We start from the raw sequence: 20,245 nt of genomic DNA, 5'->3' as shown, positions 1-20,245 counted from the left end.
GCCCACTATTTATCTTTTAAAAGGCGTTTCCAGTTCACCGTCGTAAAAATAATCTTCTTATAGCCCTCGCCTTCATACAATACCCCGACTTTATGCTTACCGATCCCTACAATATCTGAATAGGCCGTGTTCTTAGCGGCAATCAAAATGGACGCCTGCCAGTTTTTGGCGTCATCCGTACTGATTCTAAGTGTCAGGCTGTCTCTTCCTGCCCGGCTCGCATCATTACAGAATGCCATGACATTATGGTCTTTGCCATACTTTACAGTAAGAATTGACCCTTCACAGACAGGGTCTGGCAGGCTTTGATCAAAATAAGCCGTATCCCAGTGCCTGCCGCCGTCCTGACTGATGGCAACAATCCGGGCGTGAATGTCCCCTTTTTGATTGCGCGTATTGGTCATGACCCTGCCCCCCGAAATCTCTGCCGCACTGGATTCATTGGAGCCCGGCAAGGGGTTGTTTTCACTGATATGAAAGGTCTTTCCATGATCATCACTGTAGTAACCATGGGCGACATAATCCATAAAGTCTTTTTTGGGCGTCCCCTCAGAATGATTGGCCGCGATATACAGGCGTCCTTTAAACGGTCCTTTTCTAAGCTGCAGGCCATGGCCCGGCGTATTGGCATAAGAGCGCCAATCCTCGGGATGGTTCCAGGAGGCGTTGATATCCGGCCGGTTGATTTTACTGGTCTGGTCCGTGATATCTACGGCCTTACTCCAGCTTTTACCGCCGTCAATGGAGGTGGTATACAAGACATGACGAACGCCCTTTGCCTGGCGCATCGGCCCCTCATCGACGTCTCCCGTATTGTAGAACAAAAAGAGCCGTCCTTTGGGGTACTTCGGGGCTGTCAGGTCTAAAACGGGGGCAGGATTACCGGCCTGTAACCGGCCATTGGCGGCCACAACTTTTAACGGCCCCCAGGTCTTACCCTGATCGGTACTCTTTTTCATTACGATCTGTATATGCCCAAAATCAGCCGCACCTGTCACGCGGCCTTCCGCAAAAGCAATCAGGTCACCATTACGAAGGCTGATAATCGCCGGTATCCTAAACGATTTGTATCCTTCTTTGCCCGATTCAAAAACAGTGGTTTTGTCTAATCGCTGCGCCTGCAGCTGGCTCGCCAGGGTCAGCACGAGTATGGCAGCGACAGTATTTAATATTTTATGCATCATCCTACTTTTTAAATTTCAAAATCTCAACTAACGTTGACGTAAATGTTGACAGAGATCAGGCCTTCAGGCAGTCCTTGATCAGCTGCATGCAAAACCATTCCTGTCTGGGTAAATGAAAGGGCCCTTTAAACAGGTTGCCTTTGGCTGTTTGGGCAACGCGTCCATCGCGGTGAAGATAGCCAAACCATTCTCCTGCCTGCGGGTCATGAAAATGCCGGTAAGAATAATTATGTACCAGCCCGTGCCACTGCTTATATTTTTCATTACCGGTGAGGGTATAGGCCAGTAAGGTAGCGATGATCGTTTCATTATGCGGCCACCAGAATTTCATGTCCTGCCAGTACTGTTGCACCGGCTTATGATAAACATCCCTGAAATAGAAAATGCCCCCGTACTGCTGATCCCAGCCTCTTTCCCACATATAATCCAGCATCCGGCATCCCAGATCGATTAACCTCGGGTCGTTATTTCTGTGACGCGCTTCTGCCAGGATAAACCAGGCACCCTCTATGGCATGACCGGGCGTCAGGGTCCGCTCATCAATATGATCAATGATGTCACCGGCCGGACTCACCTGTTCCATTACACACCGGATATCATCTTTGACAAAATAGGTGTCAATTTCCCCTATACAGTGATCGATCACGGCATCGCAGCCGGGATCTCCGACAGTGTCTCTGAGTTGCTGGGCTGTATTGAGCATAATCATGGGAACGCCGATGCCTTTAACGAGTCTGGTCGCCGTGAATTTCTCCGGTAAAGGCAACCTGCCGTCTGCATATTGCATGCAACGGCTAAATAAGTCCCGGGCCCGCCGGGCTATCTGTTCATCTCCGCTGGCTTTCCCGTATGCAGCCATGGCGATGACGGCAAAAGTTTCCGAAAAGAAATACCTGCGCTTCCGGATGGGACGGCCGTCTCTGGTCACATGAAAGAACATGCGTCCGTCGGTATCAAAACAGTGCCGGGTTAAAAATTCAATGCCGGTAGCGGCTGCGTCCAGCCATGCCTGTTTTTTTTCTACGGTATTATATAAGGTTGCCAACAGCCAGGCTGCGCGTCCCTGTATCCATACGGCTTTGTCATCATCTAAAAGCGTTCCGTCTGCGTCCCGCATAAATAGGTAGCCGCCATGCTCCTGATCCACGCTTCTGGGAAACCAGAAGGGGAGGGTATCTTCTAAAAGCTGGTGCCGGTAGAACTCAAAATGTTTTTTCAGATAAGTGGTGTCCAGATGCATATTCAATTATTTATTTGTAAGGTCTTCAAAAAAGTGCTGGCCGGCAGGCCGGCGGCGTTCACCAGATTGGCCCGGCTGAAGGGCTTCCACCCGTACACGACCTGCTGCGCCGTTGTTCCTGCCGGGATCTGTATATATACCCGGTTGCTGCGGATCTCAGCAGGAACCGTCTGTAACGTACCGAGCTGGTTGAAAATCTGAAAGCCACGCAGCGGCCGCCCGTCCGAAGTGGTCAGTCCCTGGCCGTGGTTGAATCTCAGTATCAGCTGGCGGCCTTTTACGAAAATACTGTCCAAGGTGGGGCCAGAAGAGATCACCTCTGCATGGTGATAGGTGTCTTTGAGCGCTATTTTAGCCAGGCGGCGGCCAACCGGTATTTTGTTTGGATAATGGACGTTCAGCGAGTCACCCAGGTCACTGGTTACCGCCATGCCACTCAGGGGCACCACCTGGAGGAGCCGGCGCTGCGCGTCCCGGAAGTAATTCCAGGAAGGCCGGTCCATACTGGAGAGCTGCACGTAATAAAAGGGGATGTCCTTTCCAAAGGATGCGCGCCAGTCTTTGACAAAGACCGGGAATAACCGGCTGTAGAGTTCCGCGTTTCCGGCGTCGCTTTCTCCCTGATACCAAATGATGCCTTTTATGGGAAACCGGTTTATTTTGGCAATACCGGCCTCATAGTTAAAGCAGGGCTCATAAGGATGCCTCTGAAAGGGAGAGGCCGCTTTTTCCAGGTTTTTACCGGCTCTTTGCCGGTTCCATTCCATCAGGTAGTCGGAGTGGCGCCAGTTATGCAGGGCAGGCTCAAAAGCAGGATTTTCTTCCAGCGTTGTTCTATCCAGCCAGGAGATAAGCGGAGAACCGCCAACGGCGAGTTCAATCAGGCCAACGGGCACCTGCTCCCGTCGCTGGACCTGAAGACCGAACACGTAAGCGACGGCGGAGAAGGCCGCCACGTCTGCCGGCCTGTTTAAGGTCCACCGGCCACTGAAAAAATCCAGTTCATTGGCTTTCTTTAAAGCAACGCTGTCCCAGACCGCATTGTCGGTTTCTGCATACGGTGTATATTTTAACAACCGCAGGTTTTGCGCCGGCTTTGCATTTTTGGCCAGGGCGCCACCGCCCAGGCTCTGTTGGACAGAAAAGTACATATTGGACTGGCCAGAACAGAGCCAGACATCGCCGATTAAAACATTATGGAATACACAGGACGTATCTGTGGTGGCGACTTTTAAAACCGCCGGTGTAGCGGAGGCCTTAAAAGCAGGTAAGTCCACACGCCATTTTCCGTTGGCCCCGGCCGTTGTTGTCCACTGCCGGTGATGGAAGGTGACCGTAATCTGCTGACCGCTGTTAGCCATCCCCCAGACAGGAACCGTTTTATCTCTTTGAAGGATCATGTTGTCCGTGAAAATACCGGCTACCTGAAGGCCTCCATATTCCCCCGTCAGGTATTGACGGACTATGGTTGCCAGGTGATAGGCCCCCGCTTTATTGGGGTGCAGCGTAGGGGCATCTGTAATCAGGTCAGGCCGGTTGTGAAAAGCCGTGTAGAGGTCGATCAGGCCGCAGTGGTTGATCCTGGCTACTTGCCCGATTTTATTTTGTACGGCTTTATACCAGGCCTGGGTACTGGATAAAAACCGGGGGTGTCCGGTAAAAATAGGTGTCATCTTACAGATATAAATACGGGCGCCCGGACTGGCCCGGCGAAAGGTATCGATGAGCCAGTTATAATCCGCGATAAACGCATCCCGGTAGTTAGGAAAATCCCGCGGATCCGTATCGTTTAACCCGAGGTGGATAACAACAATATCTGCCTGCATGCTGATGGCTTTTTTAAACTCCGGCGTTTTAAAGTAAGGATTGTGCCCCCGCTTGAGCAGGGTCGCGCCGCTATGGCCGAAATTGCCTACCTGGTAGCCGTCACCCAGCATTTTTTGTAAGACAGCCGGGTAGGACTCGGTGGCCGGGTCTGCCAGGCTATAGCCATACGTGACGGAGTTGCCCACGCAGGCTATTTTCACTTTTTGTGCAAAGCTGCCGGTCAAGGGTACCATCAATAAAAGGAGTATGAAACTGTTTTTAGTAAACATTTTTGAAAGACTGTTTAGCAATGAACTTCGTTTTTAAAGTGGATGATCTGGATTCGGTTTATGATGCCGCTCGAGCGCGGGCTCCGTGTTTGCATCGTCCCGGAAGTCATTGACCGCCGGTCTTAAGAACCGCAACTGGACCAGTAGAGCCGCCAGTACGATTACGGAAAGAAAAGCAAAGTCACGGCCCAGGCGCCCGCCGTCAGAAGAGCGCCCCAGCAAATCGGTGATAAACGCCCCGCAGAAGACGCCGACCATATTCATCAGCCCATAGGCCGTTGCCCTGTATCTGGGGGCAACAAACTGACAGAGAATCGGCATGTTATTGGCGTCAAAAATACCAAAACCCAAACCAAAGCAAAGACCCGCCGCCAGGAGCGTGGGCAGACTGTGACCAAAGCCCATAAAAAGTAATGCCGGAATCGTGAGTGCAATACCAATGGCACTGGTATAAATCCGGCCACGGATATTGTGTTGAACCCACCGGTCAGAAAGTATGCCGCCTAGTATCACCCCGATAAAGGAGGAGGCCGCAATGGTGATGGTGGTGATGGGACCGGCCGATGCCATGGGCATGCCCAGGTGTGCGGAAAATAAAGTAGGAAGCCAGTTCTTGGTCGCCCAGCCCGGCAGGCTGGGGACGGCAAAGTACATGAGAATAACCCAAAATGAAATATTGGAAAATAAAACCGCCAGCCCTTTCAGCAAAGGGGGCTTTTTTTCGTTTCCCGGGCTATGCGGCACTTCTTTGGCATGCCCTTTTTTTTCTCGGAGGAAAATGGCTAAGACCAAGGCATAGGCAATGCCGATAAGACCAAATGTATGGAAAGTGAGGTGCCAGGTGGCACTGGCCGCAATGGAAGCGCCGAAGCCACCGAGTGCGGAGCCCAGATAAAGACCGGTCATATGAATGCCAATGGCCAGTGATCTGGTCTTTTTCTCGTGAAAATCTGCAATGAGGGCGAGTCCTGCGGGCAGGTACAAGGCTTCACTGACGCCCATAACCGCCCTTAACCAATAGAGCTCCCGGTAGGTGTCTGCAAAGCCCATCCCGAATGTGACGCCCGACCATACCAGCAGGCTGCCGGTGATCAGCCACTTCCGGTTGACTTTATCTGCTACCAAACCGGCTACCGGGCTCATCAGTCCGTAAATCCAGAGGAAAATACCCATCAGATATCCGAATTGGGTCGCTGAGCGCAGTTCTGTTATATCAGCCTGCATGGCGGGTCGCATCGTGGAGAGCATCTGCCTGTCCAGATAGTTCAGCAATCCCACGCCCCATAACAGTCCGACAATCACCCATGCGTAGTTTTTCTTATTTTGCATATTTTCCTTGTTTTCTGATTTGATTAAGTGCCGGTTATCTACGGATACATAGTTCAGTTTTTTTTGAAGCTGTTTACTTCAATGTTCCGGTAATGATATTTGCCGTCCGGACAGCTGCCCGGATCTCTCCGCAGGGAATGATCACCTGATCATCCCAGATCACCGCTGTAGTGGTGACCTGACCCGGGAACGGGATGGTGTCTATTTCGCTCCATGAGTCCCGGTTCACCTGATAAGCCAGCACCGCGGGTACAAAGCCCGGGTGACTGGCCTGGAGTTTATTTTTTTCCCGTATCAGCGCCGCTTTTTTCTGCGGTTCCGTGGCGGCGGCGATTTGTAAAAGCAGCGCTTCTGTCCGCAGAAACGTTTCACCCCTGTCTCCGCTGAAGACCAGTAGCGTCTCTGCATCAAATGTGACGCCGCTGTGGGCCGATAACGGAAAGGGAAGCGGCGCTTTTTTATTCCAGGTATGCCTGTTGATATCAAATTGATAAACGTTGGCATATAATTCACTGGGGCCACCTGCCACCGATTTTCTGCCGCCTACCAGAAAGACTTGTTGCAGACTGTCAAGTCCGTAAAGGACACCGTAGGCCGTCTTCTCCGGTAATGGCGGCAGCGCCTGCCAGTTAGCATTGGGGGTGCCAAGACTGTCTAAATTTAATTTAAAAAAGGCGTCTGACGTGCCGCTCGCACCGTTTCCGCCGGCATAATAAAGGGTGTTGCCCACGGCCGTCAGCATGCCCGAGGTCAGGGCAAAAGGCAAATCCGGCAGATTTTCGACCTGCAGTTTCTTTTTTTGCGCATCCCAGTTCAATAATAAGACTTTACTGAGCGGTCCCTGCTCATTTTCGCCGCCGGCGACCACCAGTCCCATATCCGTGGAACAGCATGCGGGATAAGCTACCTGATAAGGAAGTTCAGCCGGGACTGGTAACCGGACCGGTTGCAGGGAGTCAGCTGCCCGCTGGTAGACATAAACTTGTCGATGATATTTTTTCTGTCCGCCTTCCCATGGGGGACTCAGGGGAAAATTCGATCCCCCGCCGATAAGTAAAAAATCACGGCTAACGCCCACAACCGGTCCGGCAATACCCTTGTTGGGTGTTCCGTCCGCAAGTGGAGGGAGTAGCCCGCTGACCTTCCATGAAAAGGGACGCCGGCTGAGAGATATTGTTTTCGGATGATGATCCGTACAGGATGCATGCGCCATAATGATAAAAGATAGAATATACAAAAGTGAAGACCGCATCATAATAGATCTGAATTTGTTGTTGTGTGCTCCTTTAAACGGATCTAAAGTTCGGGAATCCTATTTGTTCCGTGTCCTTTTTAAACAGCTCAAATGATTTTTCATCCATGTTGCCGATAGGCAGCCTGAACTGACCACAATCCAGACCAATCAGTTTCATGTAGGCTTTGCCGGTCGCCATGCCGCCGTACTTACCCAGTAAACGAATCATATCAATGGCCTGTTGCTGGAGTCTTTCGGCCAGTGAATGATCTCCCCGGTTATAGGCTTCTATTAACCTGTGATAAAGTGGTGCTGCATAGTTGTATGTGCTGCCGACCGCGGCTTTTGTCTGGAGGGCGAGTGCCGGCAGCATGTTTTCATCGCGGCCCCAGAGCATATTGTAGCGGCCGCCTTCAATATTCATGCAGGACTGGAAATCCATAAAGTCTTCATGGGTATACTTAATGCCACATAGGTTAGGGATACTGCCGTCAATGGCTTTCAGCAGCTCAAACATGGTTACCTGGCAGCCCGTCAGTACCGGGATATGATAATAATAAAAGGGTGTATCAGGGACGGCGCCGGCAATTTTGCGGCACAGTTCAGCCAATATGGATGCATTGGCAGGCTTAAAATAGGAAGGGGCGGTAAAGGCAACGCCGTATATGCCGGCTTCTGCTGCATACCTGGCGAGCTGTATACAGTCTTTGAGGCAAGTGCCGCCCACCAGTATAATGACATGGAACCCGGGATCGTCAGCCGCTGCCGCTGCCCATGCGCCGGCGAGGGCCATTTTTTCATCCATGGTGAGGGAAACGCCTTCGCCTGTTGAGCCGGCGATAAAGGCACCGGTCACCTTATTTCTTTTTAGCAGCGTATAATAGTCTTTTATTTTCGTCAGATCCAATTCTCCGTGTTCATCCATAGGGGTAAATGGAGCAGCGATCAAGCCTTTTAATTGTGATTTCATTTTACGTAAATTGGGTAAGTAAGTATTGAAGGTATAATAATTATATTGTTGGTTGTTTTGCTTTTTCAGGGCGAGTGCGGCCCGGCCCGCACTCGCCCTGACTGAATATAACTGTCAGCTATTGTGCTGCTGATTAAAACTTGGGATAGCCGGGGTTCTGGACCAGTGACCGGTTATTGGTCAGGGCGCCCAGATCGATTGGCCAGAGGAGTTTATATGCCTCGCTGGAACGAAGTGAGGTATGTTCAAAGACATATTGGTCTCCCATACTCCTTAGGTCATACCATCTTTTTCCTTCCAGAAGAAACTCCAGCAGTCTTTCCTGCAATACAGCTTCTTTGGGATTGGCGTCGATAGCCTGGTTGGGATACCCCTGCACGGCCGCTTTATAATTATTACCGTATGCGCGTTGTCTGACCTGATTGATTTCTGTGGCCGGTGACTGGCCGAGCAAAATCTCCGCTTCTGCTTTTAGTAATAACAGATCCGCATACCGGTAAATGGGAAAATCATTGGTATATTCCCTGGATCCCGCGTTTTGTTCCCCCAGGTATTTGCGGATGAAACATCCCGCAATGCTGTACGAGCCGTCGCTGTTTTTATTATATGCCGGTTGAATGGATGCCCATTTTCTGGCGTCATCATCCCTGAACTGTCTGAAGGTACTGATTTTAGTAGGGGCCCTTAATAAGCCTCCCCAGTTATTCGACGCGTCAAATTTCATGTTTTGCACAGAATCATAAAAGTTCTGGATCAGCCCTGCCTGGGGAACAAAATTACCGATAAAACTCAATGTGGATTCATTTAGATTATTGGAGCTGGCAAAAATGATCTCATCATTGCCTTTTTCGGTGAATATATCTGCGTAGGAAGGCAGCAGTTTGAGGCCGGGTACTTTGGCCTGGATATCATTTAAGGCCGCCAGCGCCGTTGTTGCATCCGCGGATCCTCCTTTTCTGCCGGCGGTCCACAGATAAACTTCTGCTTTCAGCATTTCAGTGGCCGGCTTGGACCAGAATCCCTTTTGTTGCCTAAAGCTGTAATCATCTGCAAAATTCGCGGCAGAACTATCGATATCCTTTTTAATCTGCTTCATGACCTCCGTGGCCGGATCCGCTGCTTTAGCGAGATTAGAAATGTCGATATGATCTACGGGTGCCGTCTGGATAATGACATCCCCCCAGGTTCTGTATAATTGAAAATAATAGAAGGCCCGCATGCCGTAACCGATACCCAGGTAATAAGCCTTGTCGGCTGCGGCAACGAAGCTGGTTGCCTGGATTTTTTGGATAAGCAGATTTAATTGGTTGATATTATAATAGAATCCGCCAAAGTTGCGCACGCCGGGGTTATTGGCATCGAGCGTCTGATTCCACATGTTTTCAAAGCCCTGTGTGGCTTCGCCCGTGAAGGCAGAAGAAGATCCGGGGTCGGTTCCGAAAGATCCGGCCCTCAATTCACCCATGTATAAAAAGGCCGTATTGTCACGCCTGAATTGAATGTGAATGCCGGTCACAAAGGCATTTACCTGGTCTGCATTTTTCCAGTAATTGGCATCACTGACACTGCTGACCGGTGCCAGGTTCAGTTGTTTGGAGCAGGACCCTAGCAGCATGGCTGCGACCGGGACCATCAGAATTGACATATATTTTTTCATTGCTTTGTATTTTTATTAAGTTGAAGGATCGTTATAAACTGACCTGAACACCGACTACATACGTTCTGGGAATAGGATAGGAGCCCACATAGACGCCGGTTACCTGACTGCCGCTGGTGGGTGGCTCGGGAGAGGGCCCGGAGAAATGAGTCAGGTAGAATAAATTACTGCCACTGACATATATTTTGGCTGTTTTAAACACGCGTGACTTTTTCAGTAACTGACCGGGGAACTGATAGGCTAATGTGACCTCTCTGCAGGCGAGGTACCCACCTTGTTCGTATAAGTTAGAATTATTGCTGTTCAGGCTGGTGCTGGCATTATTGATCCGGGTATAGTTTTTCTTACCCAGCGGGGCCGCTACCTGGTCTGCATAATAGACTTTGGGAATGTCTGTCACGGTATTATCCGGTGTCCAGGCATCTTTTTGACGATCCAGGTAGTTAAAGGTACCTTGATAGTTACCCAGGGTGCGGGCCATCAGATCATTATAAATAACATAGTTCAGCGCAAAGTCAAATCTTGCGTATAATGACAGGTTCTTGTAAGAAAAGTTGGTATTAAATCCACCGGTCCATTTTGGAAATATATTGCCCATCTTCACCTGATCTCTGGTGTCGATGGTGTCGTTACGGTCGACATCCATCCAGTTAACATCCCCGGGCGTGATTTTACCGGCGCCGCCTGTAATACCGGGGCCGGTGATATTGGCCACCGCATCGTAGCGGTTGCCCGCAATCGCCTGTACTTCTGCATCGTCTTTGAATATGCCCAGTTGTTTAAAGGCATATACATCTCCGATGGACTGACCTTCCTGATAACCGCCTACCCAGATGAGCTGACGGGAAGCGGGATCCCAGACCTGCAGGCCGCCCTGGCGGTTGTTGTCGTTACCGTTAAAGGGAAGCCGGAGGATTTTGTTTTTTACAAAAGAGGCGTTGGCACCCATAGAGAAACTAAAGGCATCCGGATGGTCGACAATACGGGCCTGCACACTGAATTCATAACCTCTGTTTTGCAGGGTACCCAGATTGGTTCTGATGGAGCCGTATCCCACATAACTCGGCAAAGTAAGGCTGGTTAAAAGGTCACTGGTTTTGCGGTTGTAGTAATCGAAAGTGAAATTGATCCTGTTATTTACAAAGCCGGCGTCCAGGCCTATGTCAGTAGTGGTACTTCTTTCCCATTTCAGGCCAGGGTTGACCAGACCGGTATTGAGGAAACCGGCGTAGCCGTTGTAATTGCCTTGTGAACCGTAGGTTCCCTGCACTTCATAATTACCCAGCCCTGCAATATTACCATTGACGCCGTAGCTGACCCTGGGTTTTAAGTTGGAGATGAAGCGCGACAGGCCGCTGTTTTGAAAGAAAGCCTCTTTGTGGATATTCCAGCCGGCTGACAGTCCCGGGAAGAAACCGACCCGGTTCTCCTTAGCCAGGCTGGAAACCGCATCTGAACGAAATACCGCTGTAAGTAAATATTTCTGGTTAAAGTCATAATTTAACCGGCCAAAGGTGGAGACGATGGCAAACTGGCTCCGGGTACTGCCGTTGGAACCGTCTGCCGGGAACAGGGTAGATGCATTGGCTGTAGGGATATCGTCAGTCGGCGCATTCTGCCCATGCACGTACAGGCTGGAATATTTCACACCGTAGTATTCTGCGCCGACCATGGCGGTGAAATGATGCAGGTCGCTAATGGAGGTGCTGTAGTTTAGTACCGCATTGTATTGCTGTTGAAACTCCTTATTGGTACTGTTGTAGGCGTCCCGGGTATAGGATGATAACTTCCCGGCAAAAAGATCCGTATAATTAGACGTCGGAAATGCATACGACTGATTGGTGATATCATTGTAATAGATGCTACCCGTGGCTTTGACAAATAAACCCTTGACAATATCCCATTTTACCGATGCATTGGCAGTTATCTTGGTATCGGTATTGGTCCGGTCTTTTTTGCGGAGCCAATACAGGGGGTTGCCATCGCTGACGCCGACACCGGGATTGGGATCTGTCCTGGCAGTATCCAGCCATGGGTTAAAAGTGGGCCAAAGCGCCATCGTCCGGTAGATCACATTGGCATCGGAAGTGGCAATACCATATTGAGAAGCCGTAGAGAGGCTCACACCGGAAATTACTTCCAGGGTCGGCTTGATTTTATAGGAGCCATTGACCGTTCCCGAGTAGCGCTTATAGGAGGAGCCTACAATGATGCCGTCTTCATCATAGTAATCAAAACTGGCAAAGTATTTTCCTTTGTCATTACCGCCCATTGCGCTTAGATAATGATCCTTGGTATAGGTATTTCTAAAGACCAGATCTTTGATCTCCCCGGAGTGATCCTTATAGAGGATACTGTCGGTTCGTCCATTCCCGTCGGCGTTGTAGGGATCGGCCATTATCTGCCAGCCTTCAGAAAGCAGGTGCCGTGTGCTGTTGTCCAGCTTACGGATATCAAAAGACGCCAGGTTGGCCGGGTCCGTCAACAGGCCGTAGCCGCGCGATTGATTGACGGCGGATAAAGACCTGCCGGAATTCAGGTTGCCCATGCGGTTGTAATAAATATAATCATGGGCATTCAGGTAGCTGTAGTCACGCCTGTTCTGGTTATAGCCGCCCGTGAACTTATAGGTTAAGGAAGCGGCGCCGGACTTACCTTGTTTAGTCGTAATGAGTATCACGCCGTTGTTGGCGCGGGCACCATAGATGGCAGTCGCCGAGGCGTCTTTTAAGATTTCTACGGATGCGATATCCTCTGCCGGGATATCGTTGAACTCCCGGATAATGCCGTCGACTACCACCAGCGGGTTACCGGGTGCATTGATGGAAGCGCCCCCTCTTAATACGATGTTGGGTGTAGCGCCCGGTGTCCCGCTGCTGTTTGTGACCTGTACCCCGGGTACAGCGCCCTGCAATGCAGCGCCGATATTGGCTCTGGGCGTACTGGCCAGCGTCTTGTTATCGAGTGTGGCAATAGAACTGGTGATGTCTTTTCGCTTTTGCGTACCGTATCCGATTACCACAATTTCATCAAGGCTGCCCGCTTTGGGGCTCAGAAGGATGTTTAGCATGTTTTGATCACCCACCTTCAGTGTTTTGGTATCAAAACCGGTATAATTTACTTCAATCGTGGCGCCCGGAGATACGCTCAGGGTAAAACTGCCATCGGGTGCCGTGGTCACCCCAAGGGTACTGCCCACAATGTGCAGACTGGCGCCGCTGAGTCCCTGATGGTTGGTGGAATCCTGTACGGTACCGGTAATCTGCCGGGTCTGTGCCCAGGTAATAGTAGCGCACAGCATGAGAAAAAAAGTCAATTTCCACTTAAGGCAGGAAGGATTCTTTTTCATTGCATTCATTTTGAATAGTTTAAAAATATCAGAAGTTCTTTTAGTTTTAAGTCTTTATTATGTCTAACATAATATTTAGATATGTTAGACATAATAAAGATGACATATTTTGTTATTATTAACCAAATAAATCGGCGAAATTTTTTAAACTTTTTTCTGAAAAAAATATTTAAATAATATATTTTATTGATTATAAATTTTTTATGTAGCTATTTTAAATTTAAAAAAGCTGCCAATCTAAGGAATCTCTTAACGGCTTTTGTCTGTTCTTTAACGTAAATACTGTTAGTTTTTAAGGCACAACTTCTAATTTTTTGTTGATTTTATTTTTAAATATGATTAAAAATATGCTCCCCCCAACTGTCTTCCCGGATCAGGAGGAGGGAGAGAGGACCGTTCGCAGGCAATCCGCCTGCTGCCATGGGGACGACAGGTTTATCGCTCAGGTAAAAAAAAGGTTTGAAAGGGAAAATGATCTGATAATCGCCATCTCCGGCAGCACTATCACTGATTGATTTAATGCACAAGAAAAGGCAGCGGAAGTGAGACACCGCACGATAAAACACCCTACATTTGTCACATGAAAATCACTAGAGATCAGACAGATCACGAAAGAAAAAACTGGACAAAGGAAGAAATTCTCGCTATCTATAATACGCCCTTTTTGGAACTGGTCTATGAGGCTGCCCGGGTCCACCGTCACCACCATGATCCAAATAAAGTACAGATCAGTTCACTGATCTCTATTAAAACGGGAGGTTGCCCGGAAGACTGCGGCTATTGTCCGCAGGCAGCCCGTTATCATACAGAAGTGAAAATGCATGAACTGCTGCCCGTTCATCAGGTAAAGGCCCAGGCGCTGCGCGCCAAGCAACATGGTATCTCCCGTGTTTGCCTGGGTGCTGCATGGAGAAATGTGAAGGACGGCGATGAGTTCGATCAGGTGCTGGACATGGTACGTACAGTGACTAAACTCGATATGGAGGTGTGCTGTACGCTGGGTATGCTGACAGAGAATCAGGCCAGGCGGCTGGAAGAAGCCGGTCTCTATGCATACAATCATAATATCGACAGCTCTGAAGATTACTATAAAGAAGTGATTTCTACCAGGGGATTTGAAGACCGGTTACAAACGATCGGCAATGTCCGTAAGACTTCTATAACGGTATGCTCCGGCGGTATTATCGGCATGGGGGAGACCGTGGCTGACCGTTGCGACATGCTGCGTATCCTCGCCAATATGTACCCCCAGCCGGAGAGCGTGCCTATCAACGCGCTGGTAGCGGTTGAAGGAACACCGATGGAAGATCAGCAGCCGGTTTCTATTTTTGAAATGGTAAGGATGGTGGCTACGGCGAGAATTGTCATTCCCGGAACCCAGGTCCGGCTTTCTGCGGGCAGAACCAGTATGTCTCAGGAAGGACAGGCGCTTTGCTTTATGGCAGGGGCGAATTCCATTTTCGCAGGCGATAAACTATTGACAACACCTAATCCGGATATAGGCGAGGATAAGAAATTATTTGATGAACTGGGCATCAAGGCGCAGGCGCCCTTCGAGAAGCATCCCAAAAGGGATGTGGTGGAGGCTGGCGATGCACGTGTCCAGGCGCTGGGAGAAAATCCCAGGTGGAGCCGTCCGGGACACACGATCGGGCGTAATGAAGCTGCCAGACATAAAGGCGGTGTAACAAATACAGAAGAAAAAGGCAGTCAGTGATAAGATTGATAAAATGATGACTGTACAGGAAAGGGAACGGACTATTCAATGGAGTTGAATAGTCCGTTCTGGATTCAGGGCATTGATCAGTGATCAAAGCGTTTGCGCAACTGCCACTTGACAGTCCGCCTAAGAAGGTTTTGCCACCATCAGTAAGATGATACTGAAGGCTATTAAGAATATGAATATACCCGTATAAAATCCTTTTTTATTAATTTGCCGATAGGCGGCACTGTCCTTGCCTGAGCTGGCCAGAATAGCCATTTGCTTTTTAAGCAGGGGGCTATATACGGCTATACCGGTTCCGGCCGCTATCGCATACAGGATCAGTGAACCCCACAGCCAGAATGCGGTGAGTGGATTCAGGTGCATATACCAGCAGAGCCCCAGGCCGGTGAGAAGACTGAGAATATAGGCCGGGTTCGCCATATAATCGTCGAGCGTCTGAATGCCTTTTAAGGCAAAGGGCAGGTACTTGTCATTTTTGTGGCCGATATAGAGCCACAGCGGATAGCTCAGGTTAGCGCCCAGGGCCATAATGGCCATGAGAATATGAACGGATTTTAAAATGGCGTATATCGTAATCATAACTGTTTTTTAAGGAGCCTGTATACCGCTGTTGTTTATTGTCGAATATCTTTTCAGCTGTAACTGCGATCACAAAAGTCACTAGATTCTGATAAGTAGCCAAACCACTCACCTAACTACTTACCGAACAGTTCACCGAAGCGCTTAAGTCTCTTGAACGCCCGGCACTGAAACCTGCTATCTCGTGTTACACTATATATACTGCGCACTGCCAAGGTTCTCCTAAAACAGCGGTTCAACCGTTCAATAACAGAAGTTTAGTCGGACAACTCAATTACCTTTAGCGTGGATTTTCTATTACGCAGCAAATTTTGTCAAACACGTAAAAACAGTAAGTATGAAAAGTATACAGATAGGTAATTCGGATTTAAAGGTGATGCCCATCAATCTGGGCGGTAATGTATTTGGCTGGACCCTTGATGAGGCCGCTTCCTTTAAGATTCTGGACGGATTTTTAGACCGGGGATTTAATTTTATAGATACTGCCGATGTGTATTCGGTATGGGGAGGGCCTGATAACAAAGGCGGCGAATCAGAAACAATTATTGGCAAATGGATGAAGGCCCGCGGTAACAGAGATAAAGTTGTCATCGCTACGAAAGTGGGCTGGGATTTTAAAGACGGCAGAAAGGGATTAAAGGCGGATTATATACGCAGCGCGGCTGAAGATTCACTCAGACGCTTACAGATAGATTCCATTGATCTGTACTATAACCACATTGATACCGGTGAAGTGCCGCTGGAAGAAACGCTGGGCGCCTTCGGGGAGCTGATAGCGGCGGGCAAGGTACGATATATAGCCGCCTCCAATGTTCCGGCCGACCGGTTGAAAGCTTCACTGGAACTGGCGAAAACAGGAAGTTATCCCGCTTACCAGGCGCTGCAGCCACATTATAATCTGGTGGATAAAGCAGGCTATAACCAGGAATTGCAGCATATTGCTCAGCAAAATAACCTGACTGTATTTCCTTATTGGTCACTGGCCGGCGGTTTTCTGACCGGTAAGTACAGGACAAAAGAAGATCTGGGACAGAGCATCCGTGGGTTACATGTAGAAAAATACCTGACGCCTGAAGGATTGCAGATCGTTGATCTCTTACAGGAATTGGCCGGCAAGTATCAGACCTCCGCCGCCGCACTCGCCTTGGCATGGCTGTTTTTTACACCGATGGTGGGGGCGCCTTTGTCCAGCGCTACCAAAACGACACATTTGGATATTCTTGCCGCTGTACCGGATCTGGTAGAAAAAATAGAAAAGTCAGATATTGACAGACTGACGGCGTTATCGGATAAAATGGTGTACAATACCGATCAATAGGAAGGGAGACACCGGTTACACTCGAGTCAATAAAAAAGAACGCTGTCTGTATGACAATCGTCATACAGACAGCGTTCTTTTATGTATAAAACAAAAAACGATCGGTCTTCACTTACTGACCTTGCGCCAGGCTATATACTTTCTGACCGTTCAGCTCCAGCAGTGTTTCCACTGAGGTAATCTGAAACTCACCGGCAAGTTTCGTATAAAGATCAATAATGGTTTGTTGTGTGATGGTCTTGCCTTCAGGCGCCTCAAAACGGATGGTATAGCTATCCACCAGCACGGTGAACTTGGATCCGCCCGGCCATACCTGAGTACCGCGATTGCTCAGGTTGATCAGTGGGAGGCTGTCCGTACTGTATTTTTGAGCGATATCAGCGATGGCTGCCGGTTGCAGCGTACTGTCAATAAAGAAATCCACGCCAGCCAGGGTCTTAGTGGCGGGCTCACTGGAGTGAATAAGCTGGTTTTCTTTCAGTACAGGCACCTCGATTTTGACAGGCTGGTCAGCTGCCGCGGTTCTGGCACCTGCGTTGGGCTGTTTGCCGAAGTTGGCAATGATCCTGGCTGCAAAATCTGTTGTATTCAGGGCTGGAATTATTTTATCTCCAAAGTCCCCGGTATGGATACCTTGCTCTAAGGTATAGAGCAGCGCATTTTCAATTTTTGCCGCGGTGGCGGTCAGTCCCAGATGCTGTAACATCGCGATGCCACTGAGCAGCAGTGCCGTCGGGTTGGCGATATTTTTACCTGCGATGTCGGGCGCAGTACCGTGCACGGCTTCAAAGATGCAGATATTATCACCGATATTGGCAGAAGGAGCGAAGCCCAGTCCACCTACAAGCCCTGCGCAGAGATCACTTACGATATCTCCCTGAAGGTTGGTCAGCACGACGACATCGAAAGTCTCCGGGCGGGTCACCATTTTCATGCAAAGGTCATCTACAATGATATCGTCTGCGGCAATCTCAGGATATTCACCGGCAATCCTGCGAAAAGCATTCAGAAACATGCCGTCTGTGATCTTCATGATGTTAGCCTTGTGTACACAGGTGATACGGCGTGCTTTTTTCTGACGGGCTATTTCAAAAGCGTAACGGATGACCTGTTCACTGCCCGGACGGGTAATCAGACGGCGGCTAATGGCCACATCTTCTGTCAGCTGATGCTCAATACCACCATAGGTGTCTTCTATATTTTCACGCACAACGGTTACATCAATGGGAATGCCTGCTTTACTAAAGACGGTGTTGACACCATGCAGTGTCTGGAAAGTTCTTTTATTGGCGTAGGTGTTCCAGGTCTTTCTGGCGGTCACATTGATGCTTTTTACACCTTTACCTTTTGGGGTTTCCATCGGGCCTTTGAAAAGAATGCCCAGTTTTTCAATGGTTGTTTTGGCTTCCGGCGTCATGCCATTGCCGAATCCCTTATCAAAAACCCATTTGCCCATTTCAACAAACTCATACTGCAGGGGTGCTTCGGCGGCCTTGAAAATATCTAAAACCGCTTCCATAATCTCTGGACCGATCCCATCGCCTTTAGCTACGGCTATCTCAATCATAGTTAATCAATTGTAATATTGTGATATATTTTAATAAGACGCTGCAAAGTTACTCGAATTAGGCAAATTTTTGTGTTAAAGCGCAAACGATTCCCTTGGCTAAACGGGAATATAAGCGTTAAATTTTGCCCATATTTCCCTTGGATACTGACAAGATCGTATAATGAAAGAGGTAAATAACGAATGTAAACAGGCTGTTTTGGCCAAACCCGGCAAGTCATTGATTTATTCGAAGCTAATAAGGTCGATATAAGTGATACATCAGGCGGGCTTGGTCGTATTTGAACGCTTCGGAATTCCTGAACAGTTCAAATACGACAACCTTTGGCAATAGTAGTATTTCCTTGAATCCCGGTCGATGGATAGATGTTAAGGCAATAAGGTATCGGACTTCGGTTTAATATTTGCATGAGGAGCAATAGTCCACCTGGACAAGAAAGCGCCCTTAGATTTGTCCGCTAAAAATATTTAATAGGGCTGTTTTTTGCATATTTTTGTATATTGAGCGAGAATTTTGAGAATTAGAAGAACCCGATGAACGAACAAGCAGCATCCTTTATGGCCAAAGCGGCCGTGAAAGCAGGCGATATGAGCCATCGCCAAACTATTAATTTTAATATATCTAAATATAATGCTGCCGTTCCGAAAGGCAAGACGCAGTTTTCAGATATTACCAGTGCGAGACAGCTGGCTAAAAACGCCAAATGGCAGGCAGTAGAACACCTGGACGAATGTTTACTCAATTTTGAAAAGCAGATCACTTCCCGTGGGGCCAAAGTTGTCTGGGCGGAAGATGCCCAGCAGGCGCTCGCCGCTATTGGAGAGATCTGTCAGTTAAAGGAGTGTAAGACAGTCGTTAAAAGCAAGAGCATGGTGACAGAAGAGATTCACCTGAATGCTTTTCTGGAACAAAACGGTATAGAAAGTGTGGAGACTGACCTGGGGGAATACATCCAACAGTTAGATAAAGAGCCTCCTTATCATATCGTTACACCGGCCATGCATAAAAATAAGGAGCAGATCGCCCAGCTTTTTACGGAAAAACTGGGGGCTCCGGAGCATATGCCGCCGGAACAGCTCACTATTTTTGCCCGCCATCAGCTTAGAAGTAAGTTCACCGAGGCGGAAGTAGGGATTACGGGCGCTAATTTTATTGTCTCAGATATAGGCGGGGTGGCAATCACAGAAAATGAGGGCAATGCCCGTTTGACCACCGCTTTTCCTAAGACGCATATTGTTATCGTGGGCATTGAGAAAGTCATTCCTACGTTACAGGATCTGTCTTTATTCTGGCCTTTACTCTCCACTTTTGGTACCGGCCAGAAGGTGACTTCCTATAATACGCTGATCACCGGTCCGCGTCAAAATGGTGAAACGGACGGTCCGGATGAGATGTATGTGATTTTGCTGGATAACGGCAGGACCAATATGCTGAAAAAGCCGGAAGCCAGAGAAGCGCTTTACTGTATCCGCTGTGGTGCCTGTCTGAATGCCTGTCCGATCTACAAAAATATTGGCGGACACGCCTATGAGACGACATATAGCGGTCCCATTGGATCGGTGATTACACCGCATTTAAAAGGAATGAAAGAATATAACCATCTTAGTTATGCTTCTTCTCTTTGCGGCAATTGTACGGAAGTATGCCCGGTCAGAATTAATATACATCAGCTCCTGCTGGTCAACCGTCATGAGGCTGTCAAGGAAGGCGACAATTCCATGGCTGAGAAAATGGCCTGGAAAGCCTGGAAGACGGTAAGCCTGCACAGGTCCCTGATGAATCTGGGTAACGGTCATCTTAAAAACAAGATGGTGAACCGGCTTTTTAAAGACTGGACAGCCTACAGGGGCGATCTGAATTTTAGTCAGAAGACTTTTAATGAACTCTGGAAACAGCAACAGAAGGAGCCCAAGACAACTCCAAAGTCTTCGCCGGACGCTGTTAAATAATTTTATGAATCATTCAACCATACATTTACAGTAAATAATCCAACAT

Annotated in this window: 14 protein-coding genes; 4 read left to right on the top strand and 10 right to left on the bottom strand. The window is 48.8% G+C overall.

Annotated elements, in window-relative coordinates; all coding sequences use genetic code 11:
- Positions 1-5: 5 nt before the first annotated feature.
- The 8 genes from K9M52_RS02690 to K9M52_RS02655 form a co-directional block, all read right to left on the bottom strand.
- On the bottom strand, positions 6-1,184 hold the full coding sequence (locus K9M52_RS02690; protein WP_224070531.1) for a sialidase family protein: 1,179 nt from the start codon (positions 1,182-1,184) through the stop codon (positions 6-8).
- 55 nt (positions 1,185-1,239) lie between these two features.
- Positions 1,240-2,424 (bottom strand): AGE family epimerase/isomerase, encoded by a 1,185-nt coding sequence (locus K9M52_RS02685; RefSeq protein ID WP_224070530.1) that lies wholly within the window; start codon positions 2,422-2,424, stop codon positions 1,240-1,242.
- A gap of 2 nt (positions 2,425-2,426) precedes the next feature.
- Positions 2,427-4,520, bottom strand: coding sequence for a GDSL-type esterase/lipase family protein (locus K9M52_RS02680; RefSeq protein ID WP_224070529.1), 2,094 nt, complete (start codon positions 4,518-4,520; stop codon positions 2,427-2,429).
- A gap of 33 nt (positions 4,521-4,553) precedes the next feature.
- Positions 4,554-5,849, bottom strand: coding sequence for an MFS transporter (locus K9M52_RS02675; RefSeq protein ID WP_224070528.1), 1,296 nt, complete (start codon positions 5,847-5,849; stop codon positions 4,554-4,556).
- Positions 5,850-5,922: 73 nt separating this feature from the next.
- On the bottom strand, positions 5,923-7,062 hold the full coding sequence (locus K9M52_RS02670; protein ID WP_224070527.1) for a hypothetical protein: 1,140 nt from the start codon (positions 7,060-7,062) through the stop codon (positions 5,923-5,925).
- A 73-nt stretch (positions 7,063-7,135) separates the two neighbouring features.
- Positions 7,136-8,053, bottom strand: coding sequence for a dihydrodipicolinate synthase family protein (locus tag K9M52_RS02665; RefSeq protein ID WP_224070526.1), 918 nt, complete (start codon positions 8,051-8,053; stop codon positions 7,136-7,138).
- Positions 8,054-8,186: 133 nt separating this feature from the next.
- A complete protein-coding gene (gene nanU / locus K9M52_RS02660; RefSeq protein ID WP_224070525.1) occupies positions 8,187-9,710 on the bottom strand; it encodes a SusD family outer membrane lipoprotein NanU in 1,524 nt (507 codons plus the stop codon).
- Positions 9,711-9,741: 31 nt separating this feature from the next.
- Positions 9,742-13,059, bottom strand: a complete 3,318-nt coding sequence (locus K9M52_RS02655) for a SusC/RagA family TonB-linked outer membrane protein (protein ID WP_224070524.1) — start codon at positions 13,057-13,059, stop codon at positions 9,742-9,744.
- 335 nt (positions 13,060-13,394) lie between these two features.
- Here K9M52_RS02655 and K9M52_RS02650 point away from each other — a divergent pair, with 335 nt between their 5' ends.
- The gene (locus K9M52_RS02650; RefSeq protein WP_224070523.1) at positions 13,395-13,574 is read left to right on the top strand and encodes a hypothetical protein; all 180 of its coding nucleotides are present in this window, start codon (positions 13,395-13,397) and stop codon (positions 13,572-13,574) included.
- A 65-nt stretch (positions 13,575-13,639) separates the two neighbouring features.
- Entirely contained in the window at positions 13,640-14,776 is a 1,137-nt protein-coding gene (gene bioB, locus K9M52_RS02645) for a biotin synthase BioB (RefSeq protein ID WP_224070522.1), read from the top strand.
- Between the two features lie 129 nt (positions 14,777-14,905).
- Here bioB and K9M52_RS02640 read toward each other — a convergent pair whose 3' ends face one another.
- Positions 14,906-15,364: a DUF2269 family protein gene (locus K9M52_RS02640; RefSeq protein WP_224070521.1), complete on the bottom strand. Its 459-nt coding sequence runs from the start codon at positions 15,362-15,364 to the stop codon at positions 14,906-14,908.
- 337 nt (positions 15,365-15,701) lie between these two features.
- Here K9M52_RS02640 and K9M52_RS02635 point away from each other — a divergent pair, with 337 nt between their 5' ends.
- Complete coding sequence (locus K9M52_RS02635) at positions 15,702-16,682, top strand: aldo/keto reductase (RefSeq protein ID WP_224070520.1); 981 nt, start codon at positions 15,702-15,704, stop codon at positions 16,680-16,682.
- A 112-nt stretch (positions 16,683-16,794) separates the two neighbouring features.
- Here the strand turns inward: K9M52_RS02635 and K9M52_RS02630 are convergent, their stop codons facing one another.
- Positions 16,795-18,249, bottom strand: coding sequence for an NADP-dependent isocitrate dehydrogenase (locus K9M52_RS02630; protein ID WP_224070519.1), 1,455 nt, complete (start codon positions 18,247-18,249; stop codon positions 16,795-16,797).
- 534 nt (positions 18,250-18,783) lie between these two features.
- Between K9M52_RS02630 and K9M52_RS02625 the strand changes: the two genes are divergently transcribed.
- Entirely contained in the window at positions 18,784-20,199 is a 1,416-nt protein-coding gene (locus K9M52_RS02625; protein ID WP_224070518.1) for a LutB/LldF family L-lactate oxidation iron-sulfur protein, read from the top strand.
- The last annotated feature ends 46 nt before the right edge of the window (positions 20,200-20,245 follow it).

It is taken from the genome of Arachidicoccus terrestris, assembly GCF_020042345.1.
GTDB classification, from domain to species: Bacteria; Bacteroidota; Bacteroidia; order Chitinophagales; family Chitinophagaceae; genus Arachidicoccus; species Arachidicoccus terrestris.
The sequence above is the reverse complement of the archived record's forward strand: the minus strand, read 5'-3'. Positions and strand labels throughout refer to the sequence as shown.